Origin of the sequence: Micromonospora sp. WMMD1128 (assembly GCF_027497235.1) — a bacterium.
Taxonomy (GTDB): Bacteria; Actinomycetota; Actinomycetes; order Mycobacteriales; family Micromonosporaceae; genus Micromonospora.
On sequence record NZ_CP114902.1, the window covers coordinates 3,758,546 to 3,777,996 of the forward strand.

General features: G+C 70.3%; 13 protein-coding genes and 1 pseudogene. 6 read left to right on the plus strand and 8 right to left on the minus strand.

Features of this window, described 5'->3' with window-relative positions; genetic code table 11:
- Positions 1–273 precede the first annotated feature (273 nt).
- From O7602_RS16750 to O7602_RS16765, 5 genes and pseudogenes are all read left to right on the plus strand, one after another.
- Positions 274–972, plus strand: a complete 699-nt coding sequence (locus O7602_RS16750) for a tryptophan 2,3-dioxygenase family protein (RefSeq protein WP_281583583.1) — start codon at positions 274–276, stop codon at positions 970–972.
- A 58-nt stretch (positions 973–1,030) separates the two neighbouring features.
- Positions 1,031–2,245 (plus strand): annotated as a pseudogene (locus tag O7602_RS30965) (tryptophan 2,3-dioxygenase family protein); the annotation flags it as partial.
- Positions 2,234–3,487 carry an aminotransferase class V-fold PLP-dependent enzyme gene (locus tag O7602_RS30970; protein ID WP_348651333.1) on the plus strand — a complete coding sequence of 418 codons (1,254 nt, stop codon included), beginning with the start codon at positions 2,234–2,236 and terminating at the stop codon, positions 3,485–3,487. The pseudogene O7602_RS30965 and the gene O7602_RS30970, both read left to right, overlap by 12 nt.
- A complete protein-coding gene (locus O7602_RS16760) occupies positions 3,484–4,542 on the plus strand; it encodes a methyltransferase (protein ID WP_281583585.1) in 1,059 nt (352 codons plus the stop codon). The genes O7602_RS30970 and O7602_RS16760 overlap by 4 nt, the downstream gene beginning before the upstream one ends.
- Positions 4,524–5,831, plus strand: coding sequence for a hemagglutinin protein (locus O7602_RS16765; protein WP_281583586.1), 1,308 nt, complete (start codon positions 4,524–4,526; stop codon positions 5,829–5,831). Before O7602_RS16760 ends, O7602_RS16765 begins: the two co-directional genes overlap by 19 nt.
- A 301-nt stretch (positions 5,832–6,132) precedes the next feature.
- Here the strand turns inward: O7602_RS16765 and O7602_RS16770 are convergent, their stop codons facing one another.
- The 8 genes from O7602_RS16770 to O7602_RS16805 form a co-directional block, all read right to left on the minus strand.
- On the minus strand, positions 6,133–9,435 hold the full coding sequence (locus O7602_RS16770; protein WP_281583587.1) for a glycoside hydrolase family 3 N-terminal domain-containing protein: 3,303 nt from the start codon (positions 9,433–9,435) through the stop codon (positions 6,133–6,135).
- Between the two features lie 480 nt (positions 9,436–9,915).
- Positions 9,916–10,962, minus strand: a complete 1,047-nt coding sequence (locus O7602_RS16775; RefSeq protein WP_281583588.1) for a LacI family DNA-binding transcriptional regulator — start codon at positions 10,960–10,962, stop codon at positions 9,916–9,918.
- Positions 10,963–11,080: 118 nt separating this feature from the next.
- Complete coding sequence (locus O7602_RS16780; RefSeq protein WP_281583589.1) at positions 11,081–13,591, minus strand: alpha/beta hydrolase-fold protein; 2,511 nt, start codon at positions 13,589–13,591, stop codon at positions 11,081–11,083.
- A gap of 242 nt (positions 13,592–13,833) precedes the next feature.
- Complete coding sequence (locus tag O7602_RS16785) at positions 13,834–15,378, minus strand: long-chain fatty acid--CoA ligase (RefSeq protein ID WP_281583590.1); 1,545 nt, start codon at positions 15,376–15,378, stop codon at positions 13,834–13,836.
- Complete coding sequence (locus O7602_RS16790; protein ID WP_281583591.1) at positions 15,375–15,533, minus strand: hypothetical protein; 159 nt, start codon at positions 15,531–15,533, stop codon at positions 15,375–15,377. Before O7602_RS16790 ends, O7602_RS16785 begins: the two co-directional genes overlap by 4 nt.
- A complete protein-coding gene (locus O7602_RS16795; protein WP_281583592.1) occupies positions 15,530–16,702 on the minus strand; it encodes an acyl-CoA dehydrogenase family protein in 1,173 nt (390 codons plus the stop codon). The genes O7602_RS16790 and O7602_RS16795 overlap by 4 nt, the downstream gene beginning before the upstream one ends.
- A gap of 32 nt (positions 16,703–16,734) precedes the next feature.
- Complete coding sequence (fabG, locus tag O7602_RS16800) at positions 16,735–17,493, minus strand: 3-oxoacyl-ACP reductase FabG (RefSeq protein ID WP_281583593.1); 759 nt, start codon at positions 17,491–17,493, stop codon at positions 16,735–16,737.
- Between the two features lie 15 nt (positions 17,494–17,508).
- A complete protein-coding gene (locus tag O7602_RS16805; RefSeq protein ID WP_281583594.1) occupies positions 17,509–18,657 on the minus strand; it encodes an acyl-CoA dehydrogenase family protein in 1,149 nt (382 codons plus the stop codon).
- 91 nt (positions 18,658–18,748) lie between these two features.
- On the opposite strand from O7602_RS16805, the gene O7602_RS16810 reads away from it, so the two are divergent.
- Positions 18,749–19,414 carry a TetR/AcrR family transcriptional regulator gene (locus O7602_RS16810; RefSeq protein ID WP_281583595.1) on the plus strand — a complete coding sequence of 222 codons (666 nt, stop codon included), beginning with the start codon at positions 18,749–18,751 and terminating at the stop codon, positions 19,412–19,414.
- Positions 19,415–19,451 lie beyond the last annotated feature (37 nt).

Sequence of the window (19,451 nt, forward strand, 5' to 3'; positions counted from 1 at the left end):
CGGTGACGGTTCCGGAACCGCCCGGCCGGTTCCGGAACCGTCCACGGTCAGGCCGACATCCTGCCTGCCGGCGGCGGGTTTGCCGGGCCGGCGGGGTGGTCCACCCACCCGAGTCCGACCGTTCCGGTGGCGGAAAAACGTCCGCCGCTCGTCCGCGGAACGATCACATCAGGCGGATGACACATTGTTGCCTGTCGTTGCATAATGTGCGCTGCACGCGCGTGATCACACCGTCGGACTCCGACGCCGCGCCGACCGGAGGGAATCAATTCCGTGAAGCAGGACCACTCACCTGTGCTGCCTGGTGACGGCGCCACGGACTATGCGCGCTACATGCGACTGGACACGCTGCTCGACCTGCAACGGCGTCCGGCCGAGATGATCCACCGCGACGAGTTGCTCTTCCAGGTGGTGCACCAGTCCACCGAGTTGTGGCTGAAGCTCGCCGCCGCCGAGTTGACCGAGGCGGTCACCCGGCTGCGTGCCGGCGAACTGGCGGCGACCGAGTCGCTGCTGGCCCGGGCGACGCTCGGAATCCGGCTGGTCACCGACCAGCTGGACATGTTCCGGCACCTGTCCCCGGCCGACTTCCAGGCCATGCAACCGGCTCTGGGCAAGGGATCCGGGGCGGAGTCACCCGGCTGGCGGCAGGTCCAGGCCGCCAGCCGGCAGCTCGGTCGGGTCTTCGCCGAGCACCTCGAAGCCCAGGGCGTCGAGCCGGCCACGCTGGGCCGGCCAGATCCCGCCGACCCCGTCCAGCGGCTCGCCGAGGCGCTCATCGAGTGGGACGAACGGGTGTCGCTGTGGCGGACGCGGCACTATCGGGTCGCCCTGCGCGTCGGGGGCCACGATCCCGGCGGCGCCGAGGCGACGATGCTCGCCAAGCTCGTCGGACACCGCTTCTTCCCGGAACTGTGGCGAGCCCGCCTGAAGCCCGCCGCCGGACCCGAATCACCGGCCGGCCACGGTTGACAATCCTCGTTCACCAGTAATTGTCAATTCCTCCTCGCCCACCTGCGTGGCGACCGAAATGTCGAGGTGCGGCTTCGTGCGTGAACTGACGAGTTGGCTGTCCGGCGGCGGTGCCACCGGCAGTTTTCCGTACTCAGCGGTGCTCGCGGAGTTTCACCGAGCCGGTAAACACTTCGTCGAAAAGGAAGTGCTCGCCCTGCTCGACCAGGCCCGTACCCGGTTCACCGCGCGGGAGCCGCACGCCCGCCTGCTGGGTGACTTCCTCGACGTCGCGCTCGACAAGTGGGACGGCCGGTACGACTACCGCAGCTACCTGGCGCTGCGACTGCTCCGGCTGCCCGGCGGGGACGACGTCACCGGTGGGGCCGACGCCGGCCGGTCCACCGCCCGCCGGGACACCGACCGGCTCCTCGTCCGCCTGGTCGCCGACGCGCTGGCCTTCGAGCTGACCGCCGCCGCCGGCGCCACCGACCTGCTGCCCGAACGGCGCCCGAGCCGGGACGTGGTGGCCAAGCGCTACCGGCTCGGCGTACGGGCCGTCTCGCCCGCCCTCGCCCGGCTGGGCATCGCCGCGACGGTCCCCGGAGGTGCGACGGCGGCGACCCCGGACGAGCTGCGGGCCGTCGCCGCCGACGCCGAACCGGAGGCGGAGCTGATCCTGCGGCTGAGCATGCTGCCGGTGCACGTGTCGCACGACGAATACCTGTTCATCCGGGTGCTCCAGTCGTACGAGTGCCTCTTCGCTCAGATCGCCGAGGAGCTGCGCGCCACCGTCGCCGCCCTGGCCACCGGCCACGCGGGGCGGGCGGCCGATCGGCTGGCGTACGCCCGGGAGTCGCTCACCGCCGCCGGACCGCTCTTCTCGCTGCTGGCCACGATGCAGCCGGAGGCGTTCCGGACGTTCCGGGAATACACCGCCGGAGCCAGCGCCATCCAGTCCCGCTCCTACAAGCTGATGGAGTCGCTGTGCCGCACACCGGAGGGGTCGCGGTTGGACTCGGCCGCGTACCGCCAGGTGCCGGAGGTACGCGACCTGGTGCACGCCGGGCAACCGTCGATCGACGACGCGTACCGCACGGCGGTGCGGAACGGCCTGCTCGCCGCGCCCGACGGCGAACGGGTCGAGCGGGAGATGCGGTCCTTCGCCGCCGCGGTGCTCCAGTGGCGGCGCACGCACCACCGGCTCGCCACCCGGATGCTCGGCCCCCGGCCCGGCACCGGCTACACGGAGGGTACGCCCTATCTGGCCGCCGCCCGGTCCATCCCGGTCTTCACCTCCGTCGCCGGCGAAACCCGAACCCCGTCCCCACACCGAGCCGACCGGAGGCAGCCCCGAGTGAGTGCACCGCACCGGAACCTCGACCCCGACACGCCCGAGTGCCTCGACACCAGCGCGCACGCCGCGCTGCGCGCCGAGTTCCCCCTGCTGAGTACCGGCGTCTACCTGAACAACAACTCGACCGGCGCGGTGCCACGGGGCGCGGAGCGGGTGCTCACCGGCTACTGGCGGACGCTGCGGAGTTGGCGGGACGAGGTATGGCAGGACTGGCACGTCGGCCTCGACCGGTACGCCGACTCCGTCGCCGCGTTCATCGGCGCGCCCGCGGGCAGCGTTGTCACCGACGCGAATCTCAGCACGCTGCTCGCCCGGGTCGCGTCCTGTTTCGACTACCGCCCGCCGCGGAACCGGATCGTCACCACCGACCTGGAGTATCCGACGGTGCCGTTCATCTGGAACGCGTTCCGCCGGTACGGCGCCCGGCTCGACGTGGTCGGCTCCGGCGGCCCGCGGTTCGACGAGGACGCCGTCGAGGCACGGATCGACGAACGGACGCTGCTGGTGTGCGTCCCGCACGCCAGCTTCTCCTCGGGCGCCACCATCGACCTGCCCCGGCTGGTGCGGCGCGCCCACGACGTCGGCGCGCTTGTGGTCGTCGACGCCTTCCAGAGCATCGGGGTCATGCCGCTGGACGTGACCACGCTCGGCGTCGACGTGGTCCTCGGCGGCGCGCACAAGTGGCTCTGCGGCGTCGGCACCGCCTTCTGCTACGTACGCCCGGATCTGGTGCCGGAACTGGAGCCGGCGGCGACCGGCTGGCAGGCCGGGGACCGGGCCTTCACGTTCCAACCGTCGACCGGCTGGGCCGACCGGGCCCGACGGTTCGCCGGTGGGACGCCGTTCCCGCTGACCTCGCTGATCTCCCAGGTCGGCCTGGACCTGCTGGCGAGGGTGGGCGCCGGCGCGATCCGGCGGCACTCGCTCGCCTGCACCGGTCGGATCCTGGAGCGGGCCGCGGCGGCCGGCATAGACGTGGTCAGCCCGACCGAGCCGCACCGGCGCGGCGGCGTCGTGTGCCTGGACGTCGCCGACGGCGAAGCCGTCAAACGACGGCTGGTGGCGCGCGACATGGTCTGTAGCTGGCGGGGCTACCTGCGGGTCGGCCCGCACGTCTACAACACCCTCGACGAGATCGACACGTTCATGGACGCCCTGGAAGAGGAGCTGAAAAGGTGACTGTCACGCTGTCCCCCCGGGCGCTGATGAGTCTGCTCGCCAACGGGCCGAAGGCCATGGACGTGCTGGAGACCGCGCTCGGCACCGGCCTGCTCGACGCCCTCGATCCCGGGCCGGCGCGCCTCGGTGAGCTGGCCGACCGGTTCGCACTGCGCCCCCTGCGGCTCTACAAGTTCCTCGACTGCCTGGAGAGCCTCGGCGTCGTCGAACGCAGTGAGCCGGACGACGACATCACGACGGCCACGTACCGCGCGGTGCCCGGTCTCCGGGACGCCGTCACGGCGGTCGTCGGCCCCGGCGCCGTCGAACGGGACCGGGACCGTTACCCCTGGCGGCTGCTGCACGGGCGGCTGGCCGAGAGCCTGCGCGGCGACGTGAGCATGAGCGACGACGACTTCGCCTGGCCTCCGAAGACCGACGCGCAGACCGCCGACTTCGAGCGCAGCATGGCCGTCGGTCTCGGCCCGGTGATCGAGACGACGCACCGCCACGCCGGCCGGCTGTGGTCGGACCGGTGCCGTCTGCTGGACGTCGGCGGCGGTGACGGCACGCTCGCCGCGCACATCCTCGACGACGCGCCGGGGCTGCGGGTCGACGTGTTCAACCTGCCGGCGGTGGCGCCGCTGGTGCAGGCCACCGGGACCCGCACCGGGCACGACGCCCGGCTGGGCTTCGTCGGCGGTGACTTCCTCGCCGAGCCGCTGCCCACCGGCTACGACGCCATGGCGTTCGTCCGGGTGCTGCACGACTGGCCGAACGACGTCGCCCGCCGGCTGGTCGAGAAGGCGTACGCGGCCCTCGACCCGGGCGGGCTGCTGGTGATCTGCGAGGAGTTCCGCACCCCGGACCGCCTGGCGATGCAGTTCTTCTGGAGCTACTTCCTGATCGGTGTCGACAGTTGCGTCAGCCGACTGCGGGAGGTCGAGTTCTACACCAGCCTGCTCAAGGAGGTCGGCTTCGACCGGGTGGCCGTGCTGCCCGGCGGCTGGGAGCTGGCCTGCGGATACAAGCCGGTGGCCGGAGCGCCGGAGCTACGATGCGCCACCGCACCCTGACCGGCCTGGCCGCGGCTCTCCTGCTCATCTCCGCGTCCGCCGCGGCGCCCGCGCTCGCGGCCGGTCCGGTGCTGACCGCCCGGATCGTGCAGACCTCCGTCTGGAACACCGGATACGGTGCCGAGGTCGTCGTCGCTGCGGGTGGGCAGCAGAGCTTCGGCTTCAACGCCGGTGGCTCCGGGCTGCCGTCCGGCTGCACCGTCGACGGACTGCCGTGTGCCGGCGGTCCCGCGCCCACAAGCCCCATCCCGTCGAGCCCGACGCCGTCGCCCAGCCGGTCGCCCGGTCCGAGCCCTTCACCCACCGAGCCGACCGGGACCGTGGTGGACGTCTCGACCGCCGACCAGCTCGACGCCGCCCTGGTGGAAGCCCTGCCCGGGCAGACGATCCGGCTCGCCGCGGGCGAATACCACGGCCCGTTCCTCATCCGACGCCCCGGCACCGCCGGCAGGCCGATCACGCTGACCGGGCCGCGGACGGCGGTGCTCGTCAACGACGGACCGTCCGGCGCCGCACCCCCGTGCCCCGTGCCGACGACCGGCTGGGACCCGGGGTACGGCCTGTGGGTGTTCGCCGCGCCCTACTGGAACCTGACCGGCTTCACCGTCCGGGACGCCAAGAAGGGCGTCGTGATCGACGGCTCCCCGCACGTCGTCGTCGACGGTCTGCACGTGCACCACACCGACGAGGAGGGCGTGCACTTCCGCCGTTCCTCGGCCGACGGGGTCATCCGTGACTCGATCGTCGAACACACCGGCCTGACGCAACCCGGATACGGCGAAGGTGTCTACATCGGCTCCGCCGGATCGAACTGGGGATGTCACGGCAACTCCGACGGCGTCGACCGCTCCGACCGGGTCCAGGTCATCGGCAACCGGATCGGCCCGTACGTCAGCGCCGAGCACATCGACGTCAAGGAGGGCACGTTCGACGGCGTCATCCGCGCCAACACGTTCGACGGGCGCGGCATCTCCGGCCGGAACTCCGCCGACTCCTGGGTCGACGTCAAGGGCATCGGCTACACCATCGACGACAACACCGGCACGTTCGCCACCCCGGGCACGTTCGCCAACGGGTACGAGACACACAACCCGACCAGCACGCCCGCGTTCGCGAACGGGTGCGGCAACGTGTGGCGGGCCAACACCGCCGACCTCGGTGGAGTGGGCGCCTACGCGATCCGCGTCACGTCGACGTCGAAGTGCGCCGGCAACCCCAACGTCGTGTACGCCTCGAACTCGGTCCGCAACGCCACCGCGGGGTTGACCAACATCGCCGTGACTCCCTGACGCGGGGCGCAGCCAAGGGATCATGACCGGCAGTGAACTCCGACCGAGCGCGCAGGCACTGTCGGTGGTCGATCAGCACGTTGCCCGGACGGGGTTTACCGCACCGCGCACGGCGAGGCGCCGGACACCATCTCGCATGTGCCGGTGGTGGTCACGTCGCTGTTGCCACAGCAACTGAACTACTTGTTGAAGCCGAACACGTCCGGCCCCGCTCCGTCAGTAGGAATGACCAGCACGGACGCATGAATCGGCAGGCACAAGGCCGACCCGATCCGGGGCGGGCCGGCCGCGCGCCGCGAGGTCAGTTGCTGTTCAGGGCGATGGCGTGAACGGAGCCGCCGCTGGCCAGCGGTGGCCGCACCCCGCCCAACCGGTGCCTGCGTGTGATCCTTACCAGGGCGGATTCCGACGTTTGCACGCCGGCAATCGTTGCTGTGACAGTGACCCGCGCATGCCCGGTCCTGGTTGCGGTCAGGACTCCCGCCGAGGTGACGCTCGCCTCGGCGGTGTTGGTGTCCATCGGGGCGATCTGGTAGCTGTACGTCGCTGTCGGGTTCGGCGGGAACACACTCGCGGACAGCTGCGTCCCCAAGCGGGCCTGGTCGAGCTTGACTGCCCGGTCACCGAAGTCGACCAGCGACGTGTAAGCGTTCGGGAACGCCGAGCCGGTGGCGTCCGGTGCGCCGGACGTCACCACGACCGGGAACGTGGTCGACTTGCTCTCCCCGTTGGCGGTGGCCTTGGCCGTGATCAGGACGGTGCCGGTGGACACGGGCGTGACCGAGCCGCGGGCGTCGACCGTCGCGATCGACGGGTCGGAGGAGGTGTACTTCACCTTGAGCGCCCGATCGGACAGATTCCAGAACGTCATGTCGTGCTTGGTGACCGACAGTTGGGCGTTGATCCGGTTGTCGGGAGTGTCCAGGCTCAACTCGGTGGCGTCCGGCTGCGCCGAGACCACCTCGACACCGGCCGTGCGGTGTCCGACCACCCGCACCGTCACCGACTTCAGGTCCGCGTCGGCCGAGCTCGGACCGGCCAGGATGGTCCAGTCGCCCGTGGGGAACACCTTCTTGTGCTTCACGTTGTCCCAGAACCACAGGTCACCGGCGTCAATGGTGACCTGTACCGTCTCGGGGGTCCCGGTGATCAGGCCGCTCTTGACGAAACCCTTCAGCTGCTTGAGCGGACGCTGGTTCCCGTCGGCGCCCTTCGGAGCCTTGGCGTAGACCTCCACGACAGCCTTGCCCGGGCAGTTGGCGACCTGGTTCGACACGGGCACCGAGACCGTCACCGGATCGTCGGGAGTGATCTTCGAGGAGGACAGTCTCGGAGTGCCGTAGACGAACGGCGAGTACGACAGACCTTGACCGAACACGTAGTGGGGCGCCGCGCAACCGGGGCCGACCTGGTAGTAGAGGTACGTCCGGCCGCACCTGGCGCCCTCCGCCCTGGTCATCCGGTAGTCCTCGATCCCGCGGTCCGGCGCGGCCGCCGGTCCAAGTTGTGCGTCGATGTCGGAGTACCAGGTCAGCGGCAGCTTGCCGGAGAAGTTGGCCACCGCGGTACGCCCGTCCTCCAGCGCCACCGCGTCGTTGAACAGCAGCTCGGCCATCGCCCTGCCCTGATACATGCCGTTGAAGGACGACCAGACGATCGCCCCCACGCTCGGCAGGTCCTTGACCGCGCTGACGTCGACCATGGTCTTGGCCTGGATCCACACCGCGATCTTCTTGCCGTACTTCTGGGCGAGCGGGGCGATCGAGTCCCGGATCAGCTCGGCCTGCATGCGCGGCATGACGACCGTTGCGCGATCCGTACCCTCTCCGCCGTCGTTGTTCCGGTGACCGACGACGACCACGACATTGTCGGCCTGTGAGATCTGGTATTCGGCGGTCGCCGCATCCGCGACGGGATCGCAGGGGCTGCTGGCACACAGAGAGGTGGTGATCGCGGTGCCGCTGGCGTCGAGGACGTCGGGGAACACCGCGAGGTGGCTGGACAGGAACGGCGTGCTGGAGCCCGCGGTCACGGCCGAGGTGGCCGACCCCGTCCGTCCGGCCAACGCCTGGGCAAAGGTGGTGTTGACAGCCGTGGGCCCGGAGTAGGAACCCGACTGGAACCTGTTGAGGGCGTCCACATGCCCCAGGGCGACTGTCTTGCCGCTCACAGCGCCCGCGAACGGGAGCGTTCTGGCGTCGTTCTTGAGCAGCACGGGCGCCTCGAGGGCGGACTCGTGCGCGATCGCACGGTGCGCCGGCGAAGCCAGCTTGACGTCGGGATCGCCGGCCTCCGACAGCGAGTAGGACTCGCTGTTCCACGGTACCGAGGCGACGGGATCGAACTCGCCCAACTGGAACCGCGCGGTGAAGGCGCGGACGAGCGCGATGTCGATGTCGGCCTCGCCGACAAAGCCTTGGCTCTGAGCCGCCGGGAGTCCGCTCGCCGTCGGGTAGTCACCGCCCGAGCAGTCAAGGTCCGTGCCGGCCTTGAGCGCCCAGGCGTTACCGAGGGTCTTGCTGATCTGCGTCGCCCCGCCGAGCTGCACGGGCCGCCACGAGTGGCCCGACGTTCCGGTTCCGTGCACGCGGGTGATCGCGTCGCAGTCGGAGACGATGAAGCCGTCGAAGCCGTACGACCTGCGCAGCATGGTCTCGATGGCGTACCGGCTCGCCGCAGCCGGCGTACCGGGAGTACCGCCGGGGGTGGCATCGTCGCGCGGGCTCCACAGGGTCGGGTAGCTCGATGCGGACGGGTAGTCCGTGGTGTAGTCCTCCACCACGGAGAAGGCGTTGTAAGCGGCCATCAGCGACCGCGCGCCCGCCTCGCCGGCCGAGGCCGCGAAGGGCGGCAGGAAATACTCGTGCATCGAACGCTCGGTGATGTTCGACGTGCCGAAGTCACGGTTCGCCTCGGAGTTGTTCGCCAGATAGTGCTTCGGCGTGGCGACCGCCTGAATGTAGTCGGCCGCCCCGGTGGGTACCGTGTCGGGCCGCGATGCGGTGTCGCCCTGCAGACCGGTCACAAAGGCGCCGGCCACCTGGCCTGCCAGGAACGGATCCTCGGTGTAGGACTCGTCCGCCCGCCCCCAGCGGGGATCGCGGTTGAGGTTCTGGTTCGGCGACCAATAGGTCAAGCCGTGACAGGCACCACCGGCGGGGTTGGGGTTCGCCACACCCGGCGGGCAGGACGTGTTGTAGGTCACGCGGGCCTCGTCAGCGATACCGCCGGCGATCTCCTGGGTGATATCTGAATTCCACGTCGATGCGATCGAGGTGCTCTGCGGATATTGGGTGTAGTTGCCGTTGCCGGGGACGGTCGGGAAGTAGATCCCGTGGTTCGCCTCTCCCCAGTACCCGTACGACCTCACGCCGAGCCGGTCGATCGCCTTCGGCTTCGCACGCCAGGTGGCATGCGGCTGCATCGCTATGAGCTGGTCGTACTTCTCTTCCAGCGTCATGCGCGAAACCAAGTCCGCCGCACGGACGCTGAATGGCAGCGAGGTGTTCCGGTACGCCGGCGTGTCCTCGGCGGAGGCCGACGTCGGCCGCGCGAACGCGGCGAGCCCGCTCGCTGCCACAGCCCACGCCAGCCCGAGCGCCAAGGACCTACGTCCTGGACTCCTGGCGCCTCCGCCGTGCCCCCTTGCTCGCGGGGGCGCGAAACCGGTCTTCACCATTGACGGTCTCCTTCTCCTCTTCACGCTGCAGAGCTCTCGATGGTGCTGCCTTTCGCTGCACGGCGAGCCGAAGCTCGTCATCCTCGAACTGCCTTCCGTGCCGGTCGACACGGACGGTCGGATTAGGCTGCAGCACGGCGCGATCCGGCTGCTCAACCGTCATGGTGGGGGTGACGGGATCCGAACCTCTCAGCGTCGGGCTGCCGGTCCGACGACGAGCAGAGCGATACCGGCGCCCGCAGCGACGACCGTGCCAGGAATTCCCACGTTGTTGGTGGGCGTTCCTGGTTGGGTGGATCCCGGTGAGCCGGGCAGCCCTCGATCTACCGGCAGGTCCATCGTACACCGGTATAGATGACGGTCAATGCAATTCCGGCGATTGCGCAAAACGGTGTGGCACCGGCCTCAGCGCAGCGTCGACTGCCTCTGGATCAGCTCGAAGTCGACGACCATCCTCCGGGGCGCCGGCTGTTCCTCTCGCGGCACACCGTCCAATTGGAGCTGGATCCGCTCTTCCAACAGGGCGACCGCCTGGTGTGCGATCACGTCGCGTCCGGGGTCGATGGTGCTCAGCGGAGGCCGGGAGTAGTTCGCTTCGTCGATGTTGTCGAAACCGATCAGCAGGATGTCCTCGGGAACCCGGAGGCCGCGGTCCTGAAAGGCGGCGAGCGCACCCAGCGCGAGTGTGTCGGCGAACGCCACCACCGCGTCGGGCTTGACGCCGCTGTCAAGGATGCGAGCGATCGTCGTGGCGCCGGTGGAGTGGAAATAGTCGGGTACCCCGATGATCGCGCGTGGGTCGACGGCGAACCCTCGTGACCGCAGGGCGTCCCGGAAGCCCTGGAACCGCAGGGTTCCGCTGCTCGGCGTTGGATCGTCCTTGACTCCCAGGGGAACGACCGTGGTCGCGCCCCGGCCGAGGACGTGCTCGGTCGCCGCACGTGCTCCCTCGACGTTGCTCATCGTGACGTGGTCGAGGCCGCCATCGAACACCCGCTCGCCCAGGAGCACGAGGGGGAAGTCGACGTCGAACAGCGGGAGGTCCTGCTGGCCCAGCGCGAGCGGAGAGTACAGCACGCCGTCGAAGCGTGACCGGTAGCTGCCGTCAAGTACCCGCAGCTCGCGGTCGCGCTCAGCGTTGGTCTGCTCGATGAAGACGGTCAGGCCGCGCCTGGATGCCTCTCGCATGACGGCGTCCGCAAGTTCGGCGAAGTACACGACGCGCAGCGACGGCAGCACCAGGGCGATCGCCCCGGTCCGGCCCCGGCTCAGGTTCCGGGCCGACACATTCACGTGGTAGCCCAGCTCACGGATCGCGTCGTCCACCCGCTCGCGGGTTTCCGGACGCACGTACTGATAGCCGTTGAGGATGTTGGACACCGTCTTGATCGACACCCCGGCGAGTCGGGCGACGTCGCGCATCGTCGCCGACCTGTTGGTCTTGCGTGCCACGGGCCCCTCCCGCCGCTCCTCGATTCGTCGGCCAGCGTATAAGACCGCACCATTCACCACCCCAGGACGCAGCGGCCGGCCCGCCCGATCCAGGGCGGGCCGGCCGCGTGACGCGAGGTCAGTTGATGGTCAGGGCGACGGTGTGAACGGGGCCGCGGACCGGGTCGATCTGCAACTCGTAGGCGCCCGGGGCGAGCCCGGTGGTGTCCCAGTGGAAGATGTACTGCTTTCGTGCGGCGCTGTAGCGTGCGGTGTTGTCCGCCCGCTTCTGGACAGGTGCGGCCGGAACGCGGTGGCCGGCCACACCGTCGGTCTTCTTCACGAGATAGAGGCGCGGTCGCGCGTCGGTGACCGGCTCGCCGTCCGCGTCGGTCACGGTGAACCTGACCGGCACGGGGCGTCCGGCGTTGACGATGTCGGAGCCGTCGCCGGCCAGCGGTGGCCGCACCGCGCCGAGCCGGTACTCGGGCGCGAAGATCCGCGGCACGAAGTCGATCAGATCCGCCATCCAGGTGTCGAAGCCATGCGGTCCGACCCAGGTGCCGGCGTACTCGTATTCGATGCCCTGGGCGGCCAGCCACTGCATCGCGTTCTGGGTCAACGTGTACGTGAAGTCGACGTCACCGGAGTACAACCGTGCCAGCTTGGTGCTTTCGTTGACCGCCTGGACGTCGACGGCGGTGGGGTAGGAGAGCAGGCCCCCCGAGAAGGCGCCGATGTAGGCGAACTCGCCCGGGTGGCCGAGCCAGGTGCCGAGGGTGTTCATGGCTCCCCACGACAGACCGGCGAGCGCCTGCTCGTTCGGATCAGTCGAGATGTGGTACTTCTCCGCCGCGGTTGGCATCACGTGCTGGCTGAGGTCGGTCCAGAAGTCGACGCCGTTCTGGTCGGGCATGACCACCACCATCGGCACCATGGTCCCGTTGCGGTAGCTGTTATCGAGGATCTGCTTGGCACGCCCGGTTTCGAGCCAGCTACCGTAGTTCTGGCCCCCGCCGTGGTACAGGTACAGCACGGGATAGGCCGCTGCGCGGTCGGCATCGTAGCCCGGCGGCGTCCAGACGTACGCGTAGCGCTCCGCGCCCTGGCCTCCGTCGTAGGTCATCAGCGAGACCGTGCCGCCCCTGCCTTCGGGGACATCGGCGAGCATCGCGTCGGACGTGCCCGGCACGAAGAGCTGCGACTCCATCACGTGGGTGTTGACGGTGTCGGCCGGGTCCTTCATGTCGACGCCGTCGACCACGTACCGGTAGTAGTAGTAGCCGTCGAGCGGTCCGATCGTCGTTCGCCAGCGGCCGTCGGGCTGCTTGTTCATCGGGATCCGGAACCATTGGCCGTTCGGCGCCCAGTTGCCCCAGATCGTGACGTCCTTGGCACCGGCCCACTGGGTGCCGGTCTCGAAGGTGACGATGCCGTGCGGGTCGATGTGCGGGGTCGTGATCGACCCGGCCGCAGGGGGCGCGTACGGCCGGGTCAGCGCGCGGTGTCCCGTGCTGGCGCCGTGGCGGACGACCTTCTGTCCGAAGAGCCGAGCGGCGAAGTCCCGCAGGTTCTCCCGCCACGCGTCCCAGGTGGCGCCGTCGTCCGGATTGACGCCGTCGAACTCGACCTTCACGCCGGACTTCTTCAGGTCCACCAGCATGTCGTAGTTGTCGTTGTAGGACGGATCGAGCGTGTTGCCGACGTATACCCGGAGCAGTTCGGTGCCCTTGTTGATCGCCTTGGCCTCCGCCCTAGTGATCGGGCCGTCGACGGAGCCGGAGAAGGAGCCGACGTAGGCGAATGCGCCGGGATCGCTGCGGAGGATGCTCATCGCCTGCTCGGCACCCGTGGCGACACCGGCCAGCGCCTGGTTCTTGGGCCGAGACGAGATGTGGTAGCCGGCCCGTGCTGCGGGGACGATGGCGTTGAGCAGCTCGGCGCGGGGGTCGGCGGAAGTGGCGTCAGCCATGACGACCACCATCGGCTTGGCGTCCCCGCCGGCGACCAGGTTGTCGAGGATCTGCTTCGCCCGGCCGAGTTCCAGCCACTCACGAGCGGTCTGCCCCTCGCTGCTCAGCAGGTACAGGACCGGGTACGCCTCGGCCCGGGCGGAGTCGTAGCCGGGCGGCGTCCACACCAGGGCCGTGCGGTCCTCCGCCGCCGCTGCGCTCGGGTAGGACAGTTCCTCCACCGTCCCGCCCGCAGCGACGTCGTCCATCCACGCGACCGACTCACCCGGCACGAAGAAGGTGTTCCAGTTCGGCTTCGACGTCACCGCCACCGGGCTGCCGGGCTGGCGGAAGGACACCTTCGACCTGTCCGGCATGGTCGCGGTGTACTGGTAGTAGTACAGCCCGGGATCGAGCGGACCGACGTTCGCGGCGTAGTCCGAGCCGCTCGGGTCGAGCGCGAGCGCCGACCAGGTGCCGCTCGGGCCGATGTTCGCCTCCAGTTCGAGCGTTGCCGGCGTTCCGCCGACGATGCTGCTGGCCTGCGACTGCGGCACCTTGAAGTAGTGATAGACGTCGTCGTTCGAATGCCACGTGTCGGTCGCGGCAGCCGCCGGGGCCGCGGCGATGACCGACACCACCGCCAAAGCCGCGGCGGCGACAAGGCTGGTCCTTCGGGGGCCACTGGTGTGTGACATCGCGTTGCTGCTCCTCTCAGAGCGTCAAGGCCTTCCGCGTCGAAGGCACTCGCCTCGCCATCGAGATCGGCCACCAAAACGTTCCGGCAGCCGCGACAGCCCACATTCACGCCAGCGCACTTCATTTCCTACACCGGTGTAGAGCGAATGACAAGGGCTCCAGGTCAGCATTTATCTATTGAGGAGCGTTGATGCCAATTCGGCGCCACGCCTGCAATTCCCACCGGACCGGCGGGCGGTGGTCAGTCGGGCGGGGTCATCCGGCGACGCAGTTCCCGCTTGAGCACCTTGTGGCTCGGCCCAAGCGGCAGGTCGTCGACGTACCGGACCTGCCGCGGGTACTTGTGCCGGCCCAGACGCTCCCGCGACCAGTCGATCATCTCCTGCTCGTCGGGCAGACCCGGGCCGGCCGGGTCCGCCACCACCACCGCGCAGACCTCCTCGCCGTGGCGCGGGTCGGGCACCCCGATCACCGCCACCTGGCCGACCGCCGGGTGCCCGGCAAGAACCTCCTCCACCTCGCGTGGGTAGACGTTGAACCCACCCCGGATGATCATGTCCTTCTTCCGGTCGATGATGGTGATGAACCCGTCGGCGTCCTTGCGTCCCAGGTCACCGCTACGGAACCAGCCGTCCACCACCGCCTCCGCGGTCGCCTCGGGCCGCCCCAGGTAACCGGCGAAGACGTTGTGCCCCCGGATGACGATCTCGCCGAGCTCTCCGGTCGGCAGCAGCTCGACCCGCTCGTCCACCTCCGCGCGGGCGATCTCCACCTCCACGCCCCAGACCGGGTGCCCGATGGTCCCGGCGCGGTTGCCGAAGTGCGGCTGGTTGGTGGTGGCGGTGGGTGAGGTCTCGGAGAGCCCGTACCCTTCGAAGACCGTCGTCCGGAAGGCGGCGTGGAACCGTTCCAGCACGGCCACCGGCAGCGACGCCCCGCCGGAGACGCAGAGCCGCAGCCGCGGCAGGTCGTCCCGGTCCCCGGCGGCGTCGAGCAGCGCCACGTACATGGTGGGCACGCCGTGGAAGACGTCCACCCCCTCGCGCAGCATCAGGTCGATGGCGGCCGGCCCGGTGAACCGGCTCAGCAGCACCAGCGTCGCGCCGATCCGGAAGGTGCCGTTCATCGCCACCGTCTGGCCGAAGCTGTGGAACAGCGGCAGGCAGCCGAGCACGACGTCCGTGCTGCGCACGTCGTTGGCGTCGAAGACGTTCACGGTGGCGTTCAGGACCAGGTTGAGGTGGGTGAGCAGGGCGCCCTTGGGCACCCCGGTGGTGCCGCTGGTGTAGAGCACCACCGCCGGATCCTCCGCCGACCGGGTGACGTACGACGGCAGCGGTGGCAGCGGGTGGCTCAGGTCCTCCAGGCGGGGCGCGACCGCGCCGGCGCCCGCCGGCCCGACGGTCACCAGCGGCACGCCGGCCGCCGCCGCGGCGGCGGCGCCCAGGGCGAGCTGGGAGCTGTGGCACACCAGCAGCTTCGTGCCGCTGTCGGTAAGCACGTGCGTCGCCTCGTCCACGGTCAGCAGCAGGTGCACCGGGACGAGCACCGCGCCGGCGGCGAGGCCCCCGTAGTAGACCCGGGGGAAGTCCACCACGTTCGGGGCCAGCAGGGCCACCTTGTCGCCGGGGCCGACCCCCAGCTCCCGCAGCCCGGCGGCGTAGCTGCGCGCCTCCAGCCACAGCTCGGCGTACGTCACCCGGGTGTCGCCGTCGACCACGGCGACGGTGTCGGCGTGCCGGCGGGCGGACTCGGCCAGCACCATGGCCAGCGACAGCGCGGTCATCGGGCCACGTCCCGCACCAGGCGGCTGACCGTCTCGGCGACGCAGACCGGCTGGCCGCCGGCGTCGCGCTCCACGGTGACCGCGGTGACCACCTGCACGCCGTCGTCCACGGGTGACACGTCGGCCAACTCCTCGATGGACGCGAAGACCCTCATGCCAGGTGCCCTCCCAGCTTCGTGTAGCCGCGCAGCAGATCGCGGGAGATGATCAGTCGCTGCATCTCGTCGGTGCCCTCGAAGATCCGGTACAGCCGGACCTGCCGGTACCAGCGCTCGATCGGCAGCTCGCGGGTGTAGCCCATGCCGCCGTGGATCTGCAGGACGCGGTCGACCACCCGGTTGACCATGCCCGCGCCGTAGAGCTTCGCCATCGAGGAGGCGTGCCGCGGGTCCATGCCCTGGTCGACGGCCCAGGCGGCGCGCAGGATGAGCCAGCGGGCCGCCTCCAGCTCGGTCTCCGAGTCGGCGATCATCCACTGGATGGCCTGGTTGGTGCCGATCTTCGCGCCGAAGGTCTCCCGGGTGTTGGCGTAGTCGATGGCCATCGACAACGCCCGCTCGGCGATGCCGACGGCGTGCGACGGGATGGTGTAGCGACCCTTGCCGATCCACTCCATGCCGAGGCTGAAGCCCTGCCCGGGCTCGCCGAGGATGTTGCGCCCGGGCACCCGGACGTCGTCGAAGACCAGCGAGGCGGGGCCACCCTCGCCCATCGTCTGGATGAACTCCGAGCGCCAGCCCATCGACCGGTCCACCAGGAACGCGGTGGCGCCGCCGTGGCGGGCGCCCTTCTCCCGGTCGGTCACCGCGATCACGATGGCGAAGTCGGCATCGTGACCGCCGGTGATGAAGGTCTTCTCGCCGTTGAGGATCCAGTCGTCGCCGTCGCGGCGGGCACTGAGCTTGATGTTGGCCGCGTCGGAGCCGGCGCCGGGCTCGGTGATCGCGAAGCAGCTCCGCCGCTCCCCCTCGATGGTCGGGACCAGGTACTCGCGCTTCTGCTCGTCGTTGGCGTGGAACAGGATGTTGTCGGCCTCACCGCCGAACCGGAACGGCACGAACGAGCGGCCGAGTTCGGTCCAGATCAGGGACTGGGTGACGGCCGGCAGGTCCATGCCGCCGTACTCCTCCGGGGTGGCCAGCCCCCAGAAGCCGAACTTGCGCGCCTTGAGCTGCAACTCGCGCAGCTCGCTGTGCTCCAGTCCGGGCCGGTGCGCCCGCTCCCGCCGCAGCAGTTCCTGCTCCAGCGGCATGACCTCCCTGGCGATGAAGTCGCGGGCGGTCTCGCGGATCGCCCGCTCGGTGTCGGAAAGCGCGAAGTCCATGTTTCCTCCGGGTGCTGGTCCGCCGGCGCGCCTCAGCGCGCGCCGCCATTGACGTACAGGGTCTGGCCGCTGACGTACGACGCGTCGTCGCTGGACAGGAAGGCGATCACCGAAGCGATCTCGGTCGGCTGGGCGACCCGGCGCAGCGGGGTGTGCTCGGCGACCATTGCCTGATGCTCCTCCGGGCTGCTGCCGACCCGCTGCGCGGTGGCGGCGGTCATCGCGGTGGCCACGTAGCCCGGGGCGACGGCGTTGACCGTGATGTTGTACGGGCCGAGCTCGATGGCGAGGGTGGCCGTCAGGCCCTGCACCCCCGCCTTCGCCGCGGCGTAGTTGACCTGGCCCCGGTTACCGAGGGCAGAGCGGCTGCTGAGGTTGACGATCCGGCCGTAGCGGGCCGCGACCATGTGCTGTTGGGCAGCCTGGCAGCAGAGGAACATGCTTGTCAGGTTGGTGGTCAGCACCGCCTCCCAGTGTGGCAGGGGCATCTTGAACAGCAGGTCGTCACGGGTGATGCCGGCATTGTTCACCAGCACGTGCAACCCGCCGTACGCCTGCGCCACCCGATCGGTCATCGCGGCCACCGCCGCGGGATCGGTCACGTCGCAGCCGATGCCGACGGCCCGGCCGCCGGCAGCGGCGATCTCGTCGGCGACCGCCCGGCTGCGCTCCTCGTCGAGGTCGACCACGGCGACGGCGGCGCCCTCGGCGGCCAGCCGGTGCGCGGTCGCCGCGCCGATGCCCTGCCCGGCACCGGTGACGACGGCCACCCGGTCGGCGAATCTGGTCACGGGTTCTCCCCTTTGCTAGAAGGCGTTGACGCCGGTGAGCGCGCGCCCGATGAGCAGTTGCTGGATCTGGCTGGTGCCCTCGTAGAGGGTGGCGACCCGGGCATCGCGCAGGTACTTGCCGACCGGGTACTCGTCGATGTAGCCGTACCCGCCGAAGACCTGGACGGCGTTGTTGGCCGCCCGGACCGCGGCCTCGCTGGCGAAGAGCTTGGCCATCGAGGCCTCGGTGGCGAACGCCTCGCCCCGGTCCACGAGGTCGGCCACCCGCCACACCAGCAGCCGAGCGGCGGCGGTGTCCACGGCGATGGCGGCGAGCAACTGCTGCACCAGTTGGTGCCCGGCGATCGGCTTGCCGAACTGGGTGCGCTGCCCGGCGTAGCCGACCGCCGCGTCGAGGCAACCCTGGGCGATGCCGACGCAGCCGGCGGCCACCGACATCCGGCCCTTGGCCAGGGTGGCCAGGGCCAGCCGGAACCCGCCGCCGGCCGGGCCGAGGCGCGCCGAGTCGGGCACCCGGACGGCGTCGAAGCGCAGCTCACCGGTGGCCTGCCCGCGCAGCCCGAGCTTGCCGCGGATCTCTTTCCGGGTGAGCCCGGCGACGTTTGTGGGCACCAGGAACGCGGTGATGCCCCGGTGTCCGGGCCCGCCGGTGCGGGCGAAGAGCAGGACCACGTCGGCCGACGTGCCGTTGGTGATGAACGTCTTCGCGCCGGTGATCAGCCAGTCGCCGCCGTCGCGGGTCGCCCGGGTGGTCAGCGCCGCCGCGTCCGAGCCGCTGTCCGGTTCGGTCAGGGCGAAGCAGCCGAGCGCGGTGCCGGCGCAGAGCCGGGGCAGCCACTCGGCCCGCTGCGCGGCGGACCCGTGCGCGGCGACGGCCTTGGCGACCAGCCCGAGCGACACCGAGACGATGCCCCGGACGGCGGAGTCGCCCCGGCCCAGCTCCTCCAGCACCAGGCAGTAGGAGAGGTGGTCGCCGCCGGACCCGCCGTCCTCCTCGGGGATGGTCAGCCCGAGGAAGCCCAGCCGGCCGAGCTTGTCCACGATCTCCGGGTCGACGGACTCGCGCCGGTCCCAGGCCGTGGCGTGCGGGACCACCTCGCGGTCGACGAACTCGGCGGCGAGCTGACGAACCGCCGCCTGCTCCGCGGAGAGCTGAAGGTCCATGAGGCATAAACTAGCGCTGCAAGTTTAATTCCGTCCAGACCCCGTTGTGGCAGAGTTGCGGCGAACCCACGGGCGAACGAGGGAGGCGCGGATGCCCCGGCCGAGGCAGGCGCTGCTCAGCCGGCAGCGGATCGTCGATGCCGCAGCGGCGCTGATCGACGCGGACGGCCTGGAGGGGTTCTCCACCCGCCGGCTCGCGGCCGAACTCGGGGTGCGCGGGCCCTCGCTCTACAATCACTTCGCCACCAAGGACGAGATCCTCGACGCGGTGGCCGACAGCGTCACGGCGCAGGTCGACGTCTCCTTCTTCGGGAAGATCGACTGGCGCGAGGCGCTGCGCCGGTGGGGCCACTCGTACCGGGCGGCACTGGCCGCGCACCCGAACATCGTGCCGTACCTCGCCCGTGGGCCGGGTCGGCGGCCGGCGGCGCTGGCGATGGCCGACGCGGTCTACGGCGGACTCGTCGCCGCCGGCTGGCCGCCCGCGCGCGCGACGCACATCGGCGCGCTGATGCGCTACTTCGTGGCGGGCTCCGCGCTCGGGTCGTTCGCCCGTGGCTTCGTCGAGGACCCGGGGTTGTACGGCGAGCGGTATCCGCACCTGACCCAGGCGCACCGGCTCGCCGAGCATCAGCAGCAGGTGGACGAGGGTGCCTTCGCGCTCGGCCTCGACGCGCTCATCCACGGGCTCTCCCGCACCTACCAGGAGCACGTCGGGCCGCTACCACCCCTCCCACCGGCCGACCCGGGGAGCTAGAGTCAAAACTTCCGGCGCTAGTTTTCGACCACGGTGA

Bases quoted from the DNA above. Each gene is read 5' to 3' on its own strand.
- O7602_RS16810 (WP_281583595.1), top strand. From the start codon at position 18,749: ATGCCCCGGCCGAGGCAGGCGCTGCTCAGCCGGCAGCGGATCGTCGAT.
- O7602_RS16795 (WP_281583592.1), bottom strand. From the start codon at position 16,702: ATGGACTTCGCGCTTTCCGACACCGAGCGGGCGATCCGCGAGACCGCC.
- O7602_RS16805 (WP_281583594.1), bottom strand. From the start codon at position 18,657: ATGGACCTTCAGCTCTCCGCGGAGCAGGCGGCGGTTCGTCAGCTCGCC.
- O7602_RS16785 (WP_281583590.1), bottom strand. From the start codon at position 15,378: ATGACCGCGCTGTCGCTGGCCATGGTGCTGGCCGAGTCCGCCCGCCGG.
- O7602_RS16765 (WP_281583586.1), top strand. From the start codon at position 4,524: ATGCGCCACCGCACCCTGACCGGCCTGGCCGCGGCTCTCCTGCTCATC.
- O7602_RS16790 (WP_281583591.1), bottom strand. From the start codon at position 15,533: ATGAGGGTCTTCGCGTCCATCGAGGAGTTGGCCGACGTGTCACCCGTG.
- O7602_RS16780 (WP_281583589.1), bottom strand. From the start codon at position 13,591: ATGTCACACACCAGTGGCCCCCGAAGGACCAGCCTTGTCGCCGCCGCG.